At 74.1% G+C, this 15,688-nt stretch carries 18 protein-coding genes and 1 pseudogene; 6 read left to right on the top strand and 13 right to left on the bottom strand.

All coding sequences use genetic code 11. The features are described from left to right. Window positions 1–7 precede the first annotated feature (7 nt). The 5 genes and pseudogenes from Vau01_RS45375 to metF all read right to left on the bottom strand — a co-directional run. Window positions 8–809: pseudogene (locus Vau01_RS45375) on the bottom strand (carotenoid biosynthesis protein); the annotation flags it as partial. After that, complete coding sequence (locus Vau01_RS45370; protein WP_204006573.1) at window positions 806–1,357, bottom strand: GNAT family N-acetyltransferase; 552 nt, start codon at window positions 1,355–1,357, stop codon at window positions 806–808. The pseudogene Vau01_RS45375 and the gene Vau01_RS45370, both read right to left, overlap by 4 nt. After that, a complete protein-coding gene (locus Vau01_RS45365; RefSeq protein ID WP_204006572.1) occupies window positions 1,354–2,028 on the bottom strand; it encodes a monooxygenase in 675 nt (224 codons plus the stop codon). Before Vau01_RS45365 ends, Vau01_RS45370 begins: the two co-directional genes overlap by 4 nt. 1 nt (window position 2,029) lies before the next feature. Beyond that, window positions 2,030–2,728 carry a CDP-alcohol phosphatidyltransferase family protein gene (locus Vau01_RS45360; protein WP_204006571.1) on the bottom strand — a complete coding sequence of 233 codons (699 nt, stop codon included), beginning with the start codon at window positions 2,726–2,728 and terminating at the stop codon, window positions 2,030–2,032. Continuing rightward, on the bottom strand, window positions 2,695–3,612 hold the full coding sequence (gene metF / locus Vau01_RS45355; protein ID WP_204006570.1) for a methylenetetrahydrofolate reductase [NAD(P)H]: 918 nt from the start codon (window positions 3,610–3,612) through the stop codon (window positions 2,695–2,697). The genes Vau01_RS45360 and metF overlap by 34 nt, the downstream gene beginning before the upstream one ends. 138 nt (window positions 3,613–3,750) lie before the next feature. Here metF and Vau01_RS45350 point away from each other — a divergent pair, with 138 nt between their 5' ends. After that, entirely contained in the window at window positions 3,751–4,968 is a 1,218-nt protein-coding gene (locus Vau01_RS45350; RefSeq protein ID WP_204006569.1) for a helix-turn-helix domain-containing protein, read from the top strand. 38 nt (window positions 4,969–5,006) lie between these two features. Further along, window positions 5,007–6,068: a polyprenyl synthetase family protein gene (locus Vau01_RS45345; RefSeq protein WP_373320401.1), complete on the top strand. Its 1,062-nt coding sequence runs from the start codon at window positions 5,007–5,009 to the stop codon at window positions 6,066–6,068. On the opposite strand, the gene Vau01_RS45340 is transcribed toward Vau01_RS45345, so the two are convergent. From Vau01_RS45340 to Vau01_RS45330, 3 genes are read right to left on the bottom strand one after another with little or no spacing between them, the layout of a single operon-like run. Then, entirely contained in the window at window positions 6,065–6,379 is a 315-nt protein-coding gene (locus Vau01_RS45340; RefSeq protein ID WP_204006566.1) for a lycopene cyclase domain-containing protein, read from the bottom strand. The two genes, Vau01_RS45345 and Vau01_RS45340, sit on opposite strands and share 4 nt — an antisense overlap. Continuing rightward, entirely contained in the window at window positions 6,376–6,702 is a 327-nt protein-coding gene (locus Vau01_RS45335; RefSeq protein ID WP_204006565.1) for a lycopene cyclase domain-containing protein, read from the bottom strand. The genes Vau01_RS45340 and Vau01_RS45335 overlap by 4 nt, the downstream gene beginning before the upstream one ends. A 4-nt stretch (window positions 6,703–6,706) precedes the next feature. Beyond that, the gene (locus Vau01_RS45330) at window positions 6,707–7,057 is read right to left on the bottom strand and encodes an Rv2175c family DNA-binding protein (RefSeq protein ID WP_239152362.1); all 351 of its coding nucleotides are present in this window, start codon (window positions 7,055–7,057) and stop codon (window positions 6,707–6,709) included. Between the two features lie 85 nt (window positions 7,058–7,142). Here Vau01_RS45330 and Vau01_RS45325 point away from each other — a divergent pair, with 85 nt between their 5' ends. From Vau01_RS45325 to Vau01_RS45315, 3 genes are read left to right on the top strand one after another with little or no spacing between them, the layout of a single operon-like run. Then, window positions 7,143–7,706, top strand: coding sequence for a hypothetical protein (locus Vau01_RS45325; protein ID WP_204006564.1), 564 nt, complete (start codon window positions 7,143–7,145; stop codon window positions 7,704–7,706). Window positions 7,707–7,740: 34 nt separating this feature from the next. Then, window positions 7,741–9,708 (top strand): Stk1 family PASTA domain-containing Ser/Thr kinase, encoded by a 1,968-nt coding sequence (gene pknB, locus Vau01_RS45320; protein ID WP_204006563.1) that lies wholly within the window; start codon window positions 7,741–7,743, stop codon window positions 9,706–9,708. Continuing rightward, a complete protein-coding gene (locus Vau01_RS45315) occupies window positions 9,699–10,586 on the top strand; it encodes a deoxyribonuclease IV (RefSeq protein WP_204006562.1) in 888 nt (295 codons plus the stop codon). Before pknB ends, Vau01_RS45315 begins: the two co-directional genes overlap by 10 nt. On the opposite strand, the gene Vau01_RS45310 is transcribed toward Vau01_RS45315, so the two are convergent. The 5 genes from Vau01_RS45310 to Vau01_RS45290 all read right to left on the bottom strand — a co-directional run bounded on the left by Vau01_RS45310 (window position 10,583) and on the right by Vau01_RS45290 (window position 15,026). Next, window positions 10,583–11,812: a cupin domain-containing protein gene (locus Vau01_RS45310; protein ID WP_204006561.1), complete on the bottom strand. Its 1,230-nt coding sequence runs from the start codon at window positions 11,810–11,812 to the stop codon at window positions 10,583–10,585. The two genes, Vau01_RS45315 and Vau01_RS45310, sit on opposite strands and share 4 nt — an antisense overlap. Further along, on the bottom strand, window positions 11,812–12,075 hold the full coding sequence (locus tag Vau01_RS45305; protein WP_204006560.1) for a hypothetical protein: 264 nt from the start codon (window positions 12,073–12,075) through the stop codon (window positions 11,812–11,814). Before Vau01_RS45305 ends, Vau01_RS45310 begins: the two co-directional genes overlap by 1 nt. A gap of 85 nt (window positions 12,076–12,160) precedes the next feature. Beyond that, a complete protein-coding gene (locus Vau01_RS45300; protein ID WP_373320400.1) occupies window positions 12,161–13,207 on the bottom strand; it encodes a threonine aldolase family protein in 1,047 nt (348 codons plus the stop codon). Continuing rightward, entirely contained in the window at window positions 13,200–14,576 is a 1,377-nt protein-coding gene (locus tag Vau01_RS45295) for a class II 3-deoxy-7-phosphoheptulonate synthase (RefSeq protein WP_204006559.1), read from the bottom strand. The genes Vau01_RS45300 and Vau01_RS45295 overlap by 8 nt, the downstream gene beginning before the upstream one ends. Before the next feature lie 48 nt (window positions 14,577–14,624). Then, on the bottom strand, window positions 14,625–15,026 hold the full coding sequence (locus Vau01_RS45290; protein ID WP_373320399.1) for a hypothetical protein: 402 nt from the start codon (window positions 15,024–15,026) through the stop codon (window positions 14,625–14,627). Between the two features lie 4 nt (window positions 15,027–15,030). On the opposite strand from Vau01_RS45290, the gene Vau01_RS45285 reads away from it, so the two are divergent. Further along, window positions 15,031–15,606 carry a chloramphenicol phosphotransferase CPT family protein gene (locus Vau01_RS45285; RefSeq protein ID WP_204006557.1) on the top strand — a complete coding sequence of 192 codons (576 nt, stop codon included), beginning with the start codon at window positions 15,031–15,033 and terminating at the stop codon, window positions 15,604–15,606. Window positions 15,607–15,688 lie beyond the last annotated feature (82 nt).

Genomic DNA, 15,688 nt, shown 5'->3' with positions numbered 1-15,688 from the left:
CAACAGCCGCGCGTTCACGACGACGTGCAGGGCGACCAGCACCGCCAGCCCCGAGCAGACCGCTACGACCGTGGACGCCACAGCCGCACCCCCAACGGCACCGCCACCAGCCCCATCCCGAGCCCGCCCCACAGCGCCGACCAGGGCAGCCCGAGGAACACCGCGTGCGCCAGCACGGAGGAGCCGTACGTCCACAGGTAGAGGGCGTGCATCGGCCGGTCGTCGCCATCACCCGTCGCACCGGACAGGAGCGCCATCATCACCACGGCGACCAGCAGCCAGCCGAGGTAGTTACGCACCGGAACGTCGGGCACCCCCGGCAGCCCGGTGAACGACCCCGACCACACCCAGTACCGCTCGGCCACCATCTGCGGGTCGAGGAACAGGTCCCACGCGGCCAGCCCCACGCCGGCCACCAACGCCCGGACCGGCCGCGAGCGGGCCAGCACCCCGGCCGCCAGCCACGCCGGCCACGCCATCCAGGTCCAGGCCAGCGGGATCACCCACGGCACGCCGGCCAGCTTCGGGCCCAGGGCGTCGCCGTAGTCGTAGTGGCCGAACGGCACGCCGGTGGCGACACCGAGCGCCTCTGTCGCGAGTCCACCCAGGCACGTGACCACGACGAGCAGTGCCGCCACGCGCGGACCGCGCGTGGCCGCGGCATGGCCCACGCTCAACCCGAACCCCGCGACCACGGTGACCATCACCAGCGCGGCCCGGGTTCCGCCGGACACCAGCGGATAGCCGATCTGCAGCAGCACCAGGAAAGCCAGCAGCAGCCAGGGCCACCGCCGGGCCGCAAAGATCACGAAGGCAGATCGCTGAGCGGCAACTGCCGGCCGAGCACCGCGAACGGGCGGTCGTCGCCGGGAAAGTAGAAGTGCCGGAGCACGTCGGAGAAGAAGAACCGGCGGTACAGCCGCCACGCGCGGGACCGCGTCTCGTCGGCCTCCGGCGTCGACAGCACCACGGTGCGCTGCCGCGGCCCGGTGAGCAGCGCGGCCAACTGGCGCGCGCCGAGGCCGTGCCCCTGCGCGTCGGGACGCACGTGCAGCTCGACCAGCTCGAAGCAGTCGGTGAGCCACCAGCGCCGCTGCTCCCGGCGCAGCGCGCCGGCGACCTGGTCGTGCCACCACTGGCCGGGCGCCGACAGGTAGCCGTACCCGAAGCCGAGCAGCTCGTCGCCCTCGCCGAGGGTGGCGACCGCCCGGAAGTCGGGCCGGTGGGCATGCGCGGCGACGTAGCCCTTGCGGGTCTCCAGCAGGTCTTGCGGGTAGCCCATGGCCTGCCCGTAGACGCTGATCGCGGCGTCGAGGTGGCGCAGCAGGTCGGCAGCCTGCCAGGCGACCAGTCTCATGCCTGCTCCGCGCTCCAACCGATCACCTCCCGTTCGCCCGTGACCTCCGTCACTTCGAGGCGGGCGAACAGCTCTTCCGCGTACCACCGGCGGACCGGTGTCGTGCGTACCACCTCGGCATGCTCGGCCGTACGGTACGCGAACGCGTTGACCTGCCGGCCGCCGGCCCAGATGCTCACCGTGCCCTGGAAGCCTATCGGCGCCTCGCCGATTCCGAAGGCCGTGAGCAGACCATCTGCGTCGTTTAGTGTCGCGGCGACCGGTCCGATGGTCCGCCAGAACGTCGCGGCGCGCGTCGGCCGCAGCCGGGCCCGGGTGAGCACGAGCACCGGCCGGTCCCCCTTCGCCGCCTCGACGGTGAACGGTTCGCGGCCGGCCCACCGGCCGCGGGACGCCGTCGGGCGCAAGGTGAGCCGCACGTGCGCGGCCGCGATCCGGTCGAAAGCGTCGATGGGACGCGCGTGAGCGTTCCACACCGTGAGCGCCGCCCACCGCACCGGGTCCGCCGCGGCGACGCCGAAGCCGCGGGCGGTGCCGAGCAACTTGACGAATGAGACGTCCCGCCGCCGGCGCAGTGCCCAGGGCAGCCACGCCATCCGGAGCAGCGCCCGCGGCACGGCCCGACGCGGCACCCGCCACACGTCGAGCGTCACGACCTGGTTGCCGGGCATCTCAGCGGAGCTCGCGGACGACGGCCGCCGACAGGTGCGCCAGGCCGGCGGTGCCGAGGGCCGCCCACACCGCGGCCGTCACCGTGGCGGTGGTCCCGGTGTGGGCGGGGGCGACCAGGGCGGCGACGCCCACGGCCAGGAGGCCGAACAGGGTCAGCAGGACGCGGGTGGGGCGCTCGGCCACCGTCACCGCGCCGATTCCTTCCATGCCCGCCACGGTGGCACGGGCCCGGACGTACTCGTGCAGCCAGGTGACGCCCAGGCAGCCGGCCACCAGCCAGCCCGGCGCGCCCAGCAGGAACAGGGCCACCAGCCAGGCCGCCTCCGAGACGCGGTCGGCCGCGGAGTCGTAGACCCGGCCCAGCCGCGTCTCCCGGCCGGCCACCACGGCCAGTGCCCCGTCGGCGGAGTCGGCCACGGCGCCGAGGAGGACCAGCAGTGCTCCCACCGGTCCCCATGACGCACCGAACCCCGCGACCACCGGAACCGCGACCGCGACCGCGACCCCCGCGGACGTCACCGCCGACGGGCGGACACCCCTGGCCGCCAGCGGCCGCGCCACGACATACGCCAACCGGAGCCAGCCGCGCACCAGCACCCCGGCCGCGCGCGGATCGTAGCCGCCGTGCAGGGCCGACCACTGCCGCGCGTAGCCGTTCCAGTCGGTCACCCGATGGCGCTGAGGCTCAGCTGCTGCCATATCTCGCGGGTGGCGGTGGACCGGTTCAGGGTGATGAAGTGGATGCCCGGCACGCCCTCCGCCAGCAACCGGTCGCACATCGCACACATCTGCTCGAGACCCAGCGCCCGCACGGCGGCCGGGTCGTCGGCCACCCGCTCGAACTGCTCGGCCAGGTGCCGCGGGAACGGCGCGCCGGAGAGCTGCGACGACCGCTCGATGGTGCTCATCGTGGTCACCGGCATGACGCCGGCCACGATCGGCGTGTCGCACCCGGCCGCCGCCACGCGGTCGCGCAGGCGCAGGTAGTCGTCGCCGTCGAAGAACATCTGGGTGATCGCGAAGTCGGCGCCGGCCCGGCACTTCGCGACGAACTGGGCCGTGTCGGCCTCCGTGTCGGCCGACCGCGGGTGCTTGTACGGGAACGCGGCGACGCCCACCGTGAAGTCGCCCAGCTCCTTGACCAGGCGTACCAGGTCGGCCGCATACAGGACGCCCTCCGGGTGCCGCACCCAGTCGCCCTGCGGGTTGCCCGGCGGGTCGCCGCGCACGGCGAGGATGTCGTGGACGCCGGCCGCCGCCAGCCGGCCGATGACGTGCCGCAGCTCGGCCACCGAGTGGTTCACGGCGGTGAGGTGGGCCATCGGCAGCAGGGTGGTCTCGGTGGCGACCCGCTCGGTGAGGGCCACCGTGGTGTCCCGGGTGGACCCGCCGGCGCCGTAGGTGATCGACACGAACGACGGGCGCAACGGCTCCAGGTCGCGGATCGCCTGCCACAGCAGGGTCTCGCCCGCCGGGGTCTTCGGTGGGAAGAACTCGAACGAGAACGTCGGTTCGGCCGCGTGCACCAGCTCCGCGATGGAGGGATGCCGGCGGGGAAGAACCGAGGGTAGACCGAGCGCCACGCACCGAACTGTATCGGGCCTTGTCCGGATGGTGGCAGGGCTGTGGGGGTTGGGCGGGGAAAGTGTCGTAGGGGTGGGGTATTGGTGGGTGAGGTGTGGTGAGGGTCGCGGGGGTGGCCGATGGCAACGTCGTCTCAGGTGTCGATCGATGGTGAGTCGCTGGGTGCCCGGCTGGCGCGGTTGCGGGTCGCCCGGGGGCGCACGCAGCTGCGGATGGCCGAGCTGCTCTGCGCGGCGTCCGGTACGGCCACGGTCACCCGGCACGAGGTCAGCCGGTGGGAGCGCGAGCACCGCGTGCCCAACGCGTACTGGTTGCGGTGGCTCGCGGTCGTCCTGGAGGTTCCGCTGGGCGAGCTGGAACAGGCCGCGGCCGTCGCGCGGGGCGGCCGGTCCGCCGGGCGCCGGGCGGAGCCGGCGGTCCCGGCCGACGACTGGCGGTACTGGCCCGAGGTCAGCGCGCCCGGTGGCGGCCGGGAGTGGACGCTCGCGGAGCTGCGCCGGCTCGACGACCTGATGGGCGGCGCCGACCTCAGCCCGCTGGTCAACCACGTGCTCCAGGTGGCGGGTGCCCGCCGCGATCCCGGGCCGGGCGGGCTCGCGGCGGTCGCCGGGCTGGCGCAGCTGGCCGGCTGGGTCAACGGCGACGGCGGCCATGACGCCGCCGCCCGGGCGGCGCACCGGCTCGGGCTGCGGGCGGCGCGGGCGGCCGACGATCCGGCGCTCGTCGGCCATCTCCTGGGCAGCGCCGCGCAGGTCACCGCCGATCCGGCCCGCGCGGTCGCGCTGGCCCGGGCCGGCGCGGTCGAGAGTGCCCGCGCCGCTCCGGCCGGTGCGCGGGCGCTCGCGCTGCAGCGGGTGGCGTACGCGGCGGCCCGGGCCGGCGACGCCCGCGGGTGCGAGCGGGCCATCGCCGCGGCCGATCGGCAGTACGGCCGGCGCGACCCGGCCGACGAGCCGCCGTGGCTGTACTGGCTCACCGACTCCGAGTACGCCGCGCTCTCCGGCCGGTGCTACGCGGTGCTGCACCGGCCGCAGCTGGCCGTCCCGCTGCTCAGCCACGGGCTGGCCGGCATCCGGCAGCCCCGCCCGGTGGCGCTGTACACCACCTGGCTGGCCGAGGCGCACCTCGACGCGGGCGCACCCGAGCGGGCGGCCGAGCTGGCCATCGAGGCGCTGCCGGCGGCGGTGCGGTCGGGGTCGGTGCGGGCCGCCGCGCGGGTCCGCTCCCTGCACAGCCGGCTGGCCGCCCTCCCCCGGTCGGTGGTCGACCGCTACCTGCGGGTCGCCACCGAGGGCCTGAGCTACCTGGCCGATGTCACAGGGTCCGCTGCTGCGGTGGCCGCCGGATCCGGCTAGCGTCGCTGATCGTGACGTCCCCTGAAAGAGGTTCGGCTGTGCTCGACCGGGCCGGGCTGCGGGTCCGGGTCCACGAGACGCTGGCCGCCTTCCTCGCCCGCCAGCAGGAGCGGTTCGTCGGCATCGAGCCCGACGCGCTGGCGCCGGTCCTCGCCGCCGCGCGGTCGCTGGTGCTCGGCGGCGGCAAGCGGCTCCGGCCGGCGTTCGCCTACTGGGGGTACCGGGGCGCCGGCGGGGTCGACCGGCCCGAGGTGCTGGCCGCCGTGTCCGCGCTCGAGCTCGTGCAGGCGAGCGCGCTGATCCACGACGACGTCATGGACGGGTCCGACACCCGGCGCGGTGAGCCGGCCGCGCACCGCCGGTTCGCCGCCCTGCACGCCGACGGCGACTGGCTCGGCGACCGGGAGGCGTTCGGACGGGCGGCCGCGATCCTGCTCGGTGACCTGTGCCTGGTGTGGTCCGACGAACTGCTGCACACCAGCGGCGTCGACGGGGCGGCCCTGGCCCGGGTGCGTCCGGTGTTCGACGAGATGCGCACCGAGGTCACCGTCGGTCAGTACCTCGACGTGCAGGCCCAGGCCACCGGCGACTCGTCGGTGCGCCGGGCGAGCCTGGTGGCCCGGTTCAAGTCGGGCAAGTACACGATCGAGCGGCCGCTGCTGATGGGCGCCGCGCTGGCCGGTGCCGGTGCCGACGTCGTGGCCGCGTACTCCGGGTACGGGCTGCCGCTCGGTGAGGCGTTCCAGCTGCGCGACGACGTGCTCGGCGTCTTCGGCGACCCCGCGGTCACCGGGAAGCCGGCCGGCGACGACCTGCGCGAGGGCAAGCGCACGTTCCTGGTCGCCGCCACCCTGGAAGCGGTCGACGCGGGCACGGCCGCCGCGTTCGAGAAGCGGCTCGGCGACCCGGCCCTCGACGCGGCCGGCGTGGCCGAACTGCGCGACACCATCACCGCCAGCGGCGCCCTGGCCCGCACCGAGAGCCGCATCGCCGACCTCACCGCCGCGGCGGTCGACGCGCTCGGCGCGGTCACCCTCGATCCGGAGGCGGCCGAGGTGCTGCGGGCGCTGGCCGCCGCGGCGACCCGCCGTCGGGACTAGCCCGGGTCCGGCGGATCCACGCCGCGCCGGCCCCACCACACCCACGTCGACAGCGACGCGAGGACGAGCGCGAACCCGAACACCAGGTCCTCCACCGGCGCGTAGGCGATCCGGACGCCGATGATCGCGTCCGGGTCGTAGCGCACCACGCCGCGCCCGGTGAGGATCCCGTTCGACAGCAGCTGGAACCCGATGATGATCGGGTAGGTGGCCCAGAAGAGGCCGCGCGCGAGCAGCCGGGTCCGCAGGACGAACAGGTCGACGCCCACCGCCGCCAGCGCGCCGAGCACGGCGGCGACCGTATACGTCACTCGTCTCCGGCCTTCCAGCGCAGGACCCGGCGGACCGCCTCGAAACCGAGGATCGCGCACACCGGTACCACGAGGAAGAACAGCAGTTCGTCCAGCGGCAGCCGGCCGGGCAGCACGATCCCGGTGGTCTGTTCGGGGTCGAAGTCCCAGTGGCCGGCGGCGATCGCGGCCAGGTCCCACAGCACGAACACGACCGCCACCGGCACGACGGTGAGCACCAGCCGGCGCCAGCGCCGCAGCACGCCGACCCGCAGGAACGGCTCCAGCCAGAGGGCGCCGGCCAGGCAGCCACCGAGCACGGCGAGATAGGTCAGGTGCCGCACACCGCTAGAAGCCGAGCGCCTGGGCGCGCCGCTTCACCTCGGTGGCCGCGGCCCCGTCGAGCGCCGCCGCGGGCGTACCACCCGGAAGGGAGTCGTCTTTGGTGTACAGCCACCGCATGGCCTCTTCGTCGTTGTACCCAGCGTCGAAGAGCACGGTCAGCACCCCGGGGAGGTGCTTGAGAACGCCTTTACCGGCAACGAGTTCCGCGGGTATCCGGAGCACGCCGTCGCGGCGCACGGCCAGCAGATGGTGGTCGCGCAGCATCTGGTGCACCCGGGTGACGGGCACCTCCAGCCGTTCCGCGAGATCCGGGACAGTAATCCACCCTGCTGGTTCGACGGGCTCTTCGGTCACCGCACCAGGGTGCCATGTCCCCCACCCGGCGGCGAAGCGACAGCGCCGACCACCGACCGAGTAGACACCGATGGAAGGACGATCGTTGAACCTGTGGCACGCGCTGCGGCAAGAGTGCGTCGGGGCGTGGCGCTCCGCGCGCTACGACCTCGCCTCGCACCGCGCGACCAAGCTCGGGGGCGCGTTCACCGAGGAGTTCGAGCCCACCGCCCCGTCGGTGCGGCCGCCGTCGCGGGTGGTGCCGCTCACGGGCGTCACCCTGCTGCTCGCCGGCGGCGCGGCCGGCGCGTTCCTCGCGATCAGCGGCGGCCTCGCCGCCGTCGGCGATCCGGACGGGCCGCCGCTCACGCAGGGGTACGCCGCCACCGCGACCGCACCGGCCGGTACGGCGGCAGCCGGCGGGACGGGCGGCGGCGCGACCCCGGTGACCCCGCGGCTGCCCGCGGCGCCCCGCCCGTCGCAGTCGCCGGTGCCGGGGTCGACCACCCCACCCCCACCGCCACCGCCGCCGGTCACCGAGGGCAGTTCGCTGCCCCCGTCGAGCGCCCCCGCCAGTGCCAGTTCCTCCGACCCGGCACCATCGGCATCGCAGAGTAGCCAGAGCGATACCGACGGTTCTCGATCACGTGGTCACCGCGGCAGGCGGTGAAATGTACGGCCGTGCGGCCGTACACTCGCCTGCGATGGACACCTCAGTCGCCGACGCGATGCTCGGTTCGCTCTTCGACGGGCGCTACCGGGTGAAGTCACGCGTCGCCCGGGGCGGCATGGCGACCGTGTACATGGCGGTCGACGAACGCCTCGAACGCACGGTGGCGGTGAAGATAATCCACCCCACCCAGGCCGATGACCCGCGGTTCCTCAGCCGGTTCATCGACGAGGCGAAGACGATCGCCCGCCTCACCCACCCGAACGTGGTCGCGGTCTACGACCAGGGCACCTTCAACGGCCTGCCGTACCTCGTCATGGAGTACGTGCGCGGCCACACCCTGCGCGAGGTGCTCGCCGACCGGCGGCGCCTGCAACCGGTCGAGGCGCTCGCCGTGATGGAGCAGGTGCTCGCCGCGGTCGCCGCGGCCCACCGGGCCGGGCTGGTGCACCGCGACATCAAGCCCGAGAACGTGCTCGTCGCCGAGGCTCCGGGCGGCAGCGCCAACAGCATCGTCGACGGCGTGGTGAAGGTGGCCGACTTCGGCCTCGCCCGCGCGGTCGAGAAGGCCGACGAGAGCGGCGGCGGCCAACTGCTGGCGACCGCCGCGTACGTGGCGCCCGAACTGGTCACCGACGGCCACGCCGACCCGCGTACCGACGTGTACTCGGCCGGCATCGTGCTGTTCGAGATGCTCACCGGCCGGGTACCGTACGACGCCCCGCGCCCGGTCGACGTCGCGTGGCAGCACGTGCAGCACGACGTCCCGGCGCCGTCGCGGTTCACCCCGGGCCTGCCGCCGGTGCTCGACGACCTCGTCGCCCGGGCCACCCGCCGCGACCCGGGCGGCCGGCCCACCGACGCCGGTGCCATGCTCGCCGAGGTGCAGTCGGCCCGGGAGGACGTGGGGCTCGCGGTCAGCACCCGGTCGGCCCCGATGGCCGGCCCGACCGTCGCGGTGCCACGGATCGACCCGACCGGCGTGTACGGCGACACCACGATCGTCCCGAGCCTCCACCCCGACCGGCCGGGCTGGGCGCGGCTGCCCGGCGACCGGCCGCAGCCCCGGCGGCGCGCCGCGACCGGTGCGGGCGCCGGCGGCCTCGCCGGCCTGATCGCCGCCGTCAACGCGCATCCGCGCGGCCGGCTGGGGCTGGCCGCGGCGCTGGTGGCGATGGGCCTGCTGGCCGCGATCGGCGGCTACTGGTTCGGCATCGGCCGCTACACCGAGGCGCCCGACCTCGTCGCGAAGACGAAGGCACAGGCGGAGGCCACGGCCAAGGAGGGCGGCTTCACCGTCAAGTACGGGCCGCCCCGGTACGACGAGAAGCAGGCCAAGGACACGGTCATCGGCCAGGATCCCGCCCCGGGCGCCCGCATCGTCGGCGGCGGCCAGGTCACGCTGACCCTGTCGCTGGGCCGCGAGCGCTACACGATCCCCGACGTCATCGGCAAGAAGATCGACGACGCGACCGGCGACCTGCAGGCGAAGAAGATGATCGTCGAACGGGCGCTGGAGTACAGCGACCTGTACGAGGTGGACCTGGTGATCAAGACCGACCCGCCGGCCGGCGGCGAGGTCGGGCCGAACACCAAGATCACGGTCACGGTCAGCAAGGGGCCGGCACCGATCAAGGTCCCGAACGTCGTCGGCAAGAACGTCGACCAGGCCACGCGCGAGCTGGAGAAGCTCAAGCTCAAGGTGAAGACCGAGGAGCGCGAGGACGACAAGCCGGCCGGCACCGTCGTCGCGCAGAGCCCCGACGAGGGCGCCGGGCTCGAAGAGGGCAACGAGGTCACGCTCACCGTGAGCAAGGGCCCGCCGGTCGTCAGTGTGCCCGAGGTGCGCGGCCAGTCGGCGGCGGACGCGAAGCGGATCCTCGAGGCCGCCGGCTTCAAGGTGCGCGTGTTCGGCAACGACAACGGCCGCGTGGTCATCCAGGACCCCGGCGGAGGCGCCCAGCTCAAGAAGGGCGAGGAGGTCCGGATCCTGTGCGGCTAGCCGACGGGTCACGGTCGCCCGCGACCGCGACGCGTCGGCGGGTCGGCGGGCACGCCACCGCTGCCGGTGGACTGGCGAAGGGCGTCACCGGATACGTCGACGCCACGTCGGCAGACGTCGTCCAGGTGTACGTGTCGAATCCGCGCGGCTGGGCCCGTCCCGACGGCTCGCCCGAGCAGGACGAGGCGTTCCGGGCCCTGTGCGCCGAGCGCGACGTCGAGGCGTGGGTGCACGCCTGCCTGCTGGTCAACCTCGGTTCGCCGACGCCGGCCACGGTCGCCCAGTCCGCCGAGACGTTGCGGCACGCGCTGCGCCGGGCCGGTGAGATCGGCGCGCGCGGGGTGGTCTTCCACGCCGGCAGCGCCGTCGACGCACCGCGCGACGCGGCGATCCGGCAGGCCGGCGAGGTGCTGCTCCCGATCCTCGACGGCCTCGACCCCGACGGTCCGCTGCTGCTGGTCGAGCCCAGCGCCGGCGGCGGCCAGTGCCTGGCGAAGCGGGTCGAGGACCTCGGCCCGTACTTCGACGCGGTCGGCCGGCACCCGATGCTCGGCGTCTGCTTCGACACCTGCCACGCCTGGGCCGCCGGCCACGACCTCGCCGCTCCCGGCGGGGCCGCCGCCACGATGGACGCGCTGGTCGACACCGTCGGCCCGGGCCGCCTCCGGCTGGTGCACGCCAACGACTCGAAGGACGCCTGCGGCTCCACCCGCGACCGGCACGAGAACGTCGGCGCCGGCGCGATCGGGCTCGACCCGTTCGCCGCGCTGCTCGCCCACCCGGCCACCCGGGGCGTCCCGGTGATCGTGGAGACCCCGAGCGCCCCGGTGCACGAGGGCCACGCCAAGGACATCGCCGCGCTGCGGACCCTCGTCTAGGCGGGGACCAGGACCGCTTCCTTGAGCAGGCGGCGGGCCAGCACCAGCGCGTCGTCGACCTCGTCGAGGCCGGGCGTGTCGGCGACCCGGCGGACCGGTCCGGCCAGCAGCCACTCCAGTGCCGGCGCGCATCCGGCCGGCATGGTGAGCGTGCGGTCGAACGTCCGCAGCGTCACCGTCCGCGGGTCGTCGTGCTCCAGCCGCCAGCGCAGGCCGGGCCGCGCCGTCACCAGGCTGTCGCGGTCGAGTCCGGCGCGGAACGCGGCCTGGGCCAGCGGACGCAGCGGGGCCGGCCGGTCCCCCGGCCAGAACCGCTCCCGCAGCCGGCCGGCGACCTCGGCCGGGTCGACGGTGGTCAGCCAGTCGCGCAGCGCCGCAACGGTGGCGGCCAGTTCCGGCTCCACGGCGGCCGGGTCGGCCACGTCGACGCCGAACGGCAGCGACGCCCGCAGCGGCTGGGCGCCCACCGCCATCGCCAGCATCTCCTCGACCAGCGCGTACCGGGTGACGGTGCGGATCCCGATGGTCAGGTGGACCGACAGCTCACCCACGGCCTCCGCCGAGTGCAGCCAGCCGCGCGGCAGGTAGAGCGCGTCGCCCGGGGTGAACACCCGGTCGATCGCGGCCGGTCCGGACGCCGCGGCCGCCACCTCGTCGGACCGGCCGCCCCAGGCCTGCAGGGGCAGCGGGTCGACCATCACCGGCGGGTGGATCGTCCACCGCTTGCGGCCGGCGATCTGCAGCACGAAGACGTCGTGGGTGTCGTAGTGGGTGGCGAACCCGCGGTTGCCGGCCGGCGTGACGTACGCGTTGATCTGCACCGGGTGCCCGAGATCGTGATGCAGCCGCGCGGTGAAGGACGCCAGCGGCGCCCAGGTGCGGTGCAGGCCCTGAAGCACGATCGTGGCCCCATCGCACAGCAGGCCGAGCACCTTCTCGTCGAGCACCTGGTCGCCGATCTCCGCGCCCGCGCCGCCGCTGCCGGTGAACTCGGCCTTCGGCAGCACCGTGCCGTCGCGGGCCACCCGCACGAACGGGGTCCGCAGGCCGTGCGTGCTCAGCAGTTCGTCGACCGCGTCGAGCCCGAACAGGTCGGCGAAGCCGCCCGGCGGACGGGACAGCAGCGGCGCCTGCCCCCAGTGCTTCGAGACGAACTCGTCGACGGGGATCCCGACACAGCGCCGGAGAGCGGGCCGGACGTCGGCCCGCTCCACCACACCCGTCATTACCGGGCGGTGCCGTCGGCGCCGCCGTCCTCGGCGTCGGGGCCGGTGTTGGCGCCGCCGTCGGCCACGCCCTCGGCGGCGCCGTCGGCTCCGCCGTCCTCGGCGTCGGGAGCGGTGTTGGCGCCGCCGTCGGCGACACCCTCGTCGGCGATGGTGCCGTCGGCGGCGCCGTCGTGCTCGTGGGCGTTGGCCCCGCCGTCGGCGGGACCCTCGTTGGCTCCGCCCGGGCCACCAGAGACGATGTCGTCGTCGTTGAGTCGCATATTTCCTCCACCATGGCGGGCGCCCGGCGGGCGCGGTGAGTGATCGTCGAACCGGTCACCTACCCGCGCCGCGCGGGGCGAATCCCTATCCGCGGAGGATCACCGAAATTGCGTCGATCGCGCGCTCCACCCCGGCGTCGTCGAGGTCGAGGTGGGTCACGAGGCGCGCGGTCCGCGGCCCGAGAACAGACACGAGGACGCCGTACGCGCGGGCCTTCTCGCCGAGCGTCGGCGCGTCGACGGGCGCCTTGGCCAGATCCAACGGGACGATGTTGGTGCGCACGTCGGCGACGTCGACCACCCCGGTGGGCGCGAGCGCCTCGGCCAGCCGCCTCGCCCGCGCGTGGTCGTCGGCGAGCCGGGCGATGTGGTGGCGCAGCGCGTACTGCCCGGCCGCCGCGAGGATGCCGACCTGACGCATGCCGGCGCCCAGCCGCTTGCGGAGCACCCGGGCGGTGGCGATCTTCTCCGTCGACCCGATCACGAGCGACCCCACCGGCGCCCCGAGCCCCTTGGACAGGCACACCGAGAGCGTGTCGAACAGGGCGCCGTAGGTGCTCAGCGCCACCCCGTCGGCGATGTGCGCGTGCCAGATGCGGGCACCGTCGCAGTGCAGCGCGGCACCGGCCTCGTCGGCCACCCCGCGCAGCGCGGTGAGCGTCTCGACCGGGATCACGGCGCCGCCGGCCCGGTTGTGCGTCTGCTCGACGGCGATCAGCGTCGTCGGGACGGCGTGGAAGCCGGCCGGGCGCACCATCGCCGCCACCGCGCCGGGGTCGATGCGGGCACCGCAGGTGGGCCAGGTGCGGCTGCTGATCCCGCCGTACGCGGCGGCCGCGCCAGACTCGTAGGTGACCACGTGCGCGTCGGCGTCGCACAGCAGCTCGGCGCCCGGACCGGCACCGAGTTGCAGCGCGATCTGGTTGGCCATCGAGCCGGTCGGCGTGAACAGCGCCGCCTGGTGCCCGAACAGCGCGGCGACCTCCGCCTCCAGCGCGTTGACCGTCGGGTCCTCGCCGTAGACGTCGTCGCCGACCTCGGCGGCGGCGATGGCCTCCCGCATGCCCGGTGTCGGCCGGGTGACCGTGTCGGACCGGAGATCGACGGGACGGTCGCCCAGCGGCTCAGCCACGGAGCATCTCCGCCACCAGGAAGGCCAGTTCCAGCGACTGCTGGGTGTTCAGCCGCGGGTCGCACGCCGTCTCGTAACGGCGTTCGAGGTCGGCGTCGGCGATCTCCTGCGCGCCGCCGAGGCACTCGGTGACGTCTTCACCGGTGAGCTCGACGTGCAACCCGCCCGGATGGGTGCCGAGCTGGCGGTGCACCTCGAAGTAGCCGAGCACCTCGTCGACGATCCGGTCGAAGTGGCGGGTCTTGTAGCCCTTGAGCGACTCGACCGTGTTGCCGTGCATCGGGTCGCACTGCCACACCACCCGCTGGCCGGCCGCGGTGACCTTCTCGACGATCGACGGCAGCGCGTCACGGACCTTGTCGTTGCCCATGCGGCTGATCAGCGTGAGCCGGCCGGGCACGTTGCCGGGGTTGAGCCGCTCGCACAGCTCGATCGCCAGTTCCGGCGTGGTGGTGGGGCCGAGCTTGACGCCGATCGGGTTGGCGATGCGGGACATGTAGTCGACGTGCGCGCCGTCGAGCTGCTTGGTGCGCTCGCCGATCCACAGGAAATGGCCCGACAGCCCGTACGCGCGCTCGCCGACCACCCGGGTGAGCGGCCGCTCGTACTCCAGCGCGAGCGCCTCGTGCGAGCAGAACACGTCGGCGGTGCGCAGCGCCGAGTCGTCGACGCCGCAGGCCTGCATGAAGCCGATCGCACGGTCGATCTCGCGGGCGATCGCCTCGTACCGCTGGCCGGCGGCGGACGTGCGCACGAAGCCCTTGTTCCAGTCGTGCACCGCGTGCAGGTCGGCCATGCCGCCGTGGAGGTAGGCGCGCAGCATGTTCATCGCGCTCGACGAGTTGGCGTACACGCGGATCATGCGCTGCGGGTCGGCGACCCGGGCCTCGGGCGTCGGCTCCAGCGAGTTGATCATGTCGCCGCGGTAGGCGGGCAGCCCGAGCGCGTCGAGCGGCTTCGAGCGCGGCTTGGTGTACTGCCCGGCGACCCGGCTCACCTTGATCACCGGCAGCGACGCGCCGTACGTGAGCACCACGGCCATCTGCAGCAGCGTGCGGGCGTTGGCGAGCAGGTGCTCCGACGTGTTGTCGGCGAACGTCTCCGCGCAGTCGCCGCCCTGGAGCAGGAACGCCTTGCCGTCGGCGACCAGGGCGAGCTTCTCGCGCATGTGGTCGACCTCGTACGGTGCCACGATCGGCGGGACGACGTTGAGCACCTTCATGACGTCGTCGACCGCCGCCTGGTCGGGCCACGGCGGGGTCTGCGCCCGCGGGAGGCTACGCCAGCGGTCCAGGTCTACCGACCCGTCGTCGACGGACTGCCCGATCTCCGGGCCGGGGAACTGGAAGTGATGCCATTCCTGACGCATGGCGTCAAGCCTACGATCGCGGTCGAGCGGCAGGGTGTCGGGTGGCCGCTATTCCAGCCACCGGTAGAGCGTTCCCGGCCCGACGGCCGAGGCGCCCACCGCGGCGACGCGTTCCCGCAGGCCACGGTCGGCGGTGACCACCGTCACCGGGCCGGCCCCGGTGCCGGCCGCCGCGCCGGCGACCTCGACGATCGTGTCGTCGCCGCTGCCCGGAGAGGACACCACGCGTATCCCCTCGGTCGTCCCGATGTCGCGGGCCCTGCCCTCCACGACCAGAACGACCTCGACGGCGGCCAGGACCCCGCCCTCGACGGCGGCCGCGGCGAGCCGGTCGCGCAGCCGCGCGGCGGCACCGGCCCGGTCACGCCACCACCCGTCGGGAACCGACCCGACGACGTTCGCGCCGTCGACAATCAGCACGCCGCCGGGCGGAGGGTTGTCTATCGTCACGACCGTGATTGTCGTCCTGAACGGCGCGTCGAGCGCGGGAAAGACCACGCTGGCCCGGGCGCTGCAGGAGGCGTGGGCCGAGCCGGCCCTCGTCTGGGGGATCGACACGGTGGTCACCGCGCTGCCCGAGCGGTACCTGAATGCCCTGTGGTCGACCGAGATGTACCGGTACGAGTACGGGTCGGACGGCACGGTGACCGCGATCTCGCCCGGGCCGTACGGCGACCGCGTGGTGCGCGCCCTGCACCGCGCGGTGGCGGCGCTGGCGGCCGGTGGAGTCAACGTGATCGTCGACCAGGTGCTGCTGACCCGGGCGTGGGGCGACGACCTCCGCGCGGCGTGTGCGGGCCAGGATTTGTTGATTGTTCACGTGACCTGTCCGCCGCGGGTGCTGACGCAACGTGAACGCGATCGCGGCGACCGGACGCTCGGACAGGCGCTCGCGCAGCACACGGCCGTCGCCCGATCGATCGATCACGATCTGGTGATCGACACGTCGGAGCTTGATCCTTCCGGAGCGGCGACGGACGTACTTGCGGCAATCGCACAAACACGCACAGTGAGTCCGTCGCACCGGTGACCACGCTAGCCACGGGCAACGGGCCGGCGCTAGTGTCCTTGTCACGATTCAACTATCCGGTCCACGAGACCGGCTTTTACGT

Source organism: Virgisporangium aurantiacum, assembly GCF_016863635.1.
GTDB lineage: Bacteria > Actinomycetota > Actinomycetes > Mycobacteriales > Micromonosporaceae > Virgisporangium > Virgisporangium aurantiacum.
This window is presented reverse-complemented; position numbering and strand designations above follow the sequence as displayed.

Coding starts and splice junctions, on each gene's coding strand:
- Vau01_RS45305 (WP_204006560.1), bottom strand. CDS start 12,075: ATGCGACTCAACGACGACGACATCGTCTCTGGTGGCCCGGGCGGAGCC.
- Vau01_RS45310 (WP_204006561.1), bottom strand. CDS start 11,812: ATGACGGGTGTGGTGGAGCGGGCCGACGTCCGGCCCGCTCTCCGGCGC.
- pknB (WP_204006563.1), top strand. CDS start 7,741: ATGGACACCTCAGTCGCCGACGCGATGCTCGGTTCGCTCTTCGACGGG.
- Vau01_RS45295 (WP_204006559.1), bottom strand. CDS start 14,576: ATGCGTCAGGAATGGCATCACTTCCAGTTCCCCGGCCCGGAGATCGGG.
- Vau01_RS45370 (WP_204006573.1), bottom strand. CDS start 1,357: ATGAGACTGGTCGCCTGGCAGGCTGCCGACCTGCTGCGCCACCTCGAC.
- Vau01_RS45360 (WP_204006571.1), bottom strand. CDS start 2,728: ATGGCAGCAGCTGAGCCTCAGCGCCATCGGGTGACCGACTGGAACGGC.
- Vau01_RS45365 (WP_204006572.1), bottom strand. CDS start 2,028: ATGCCCGGCAACCAGGTCGTGACGCTCGACGTGTGGCGGGTGCCGCGT.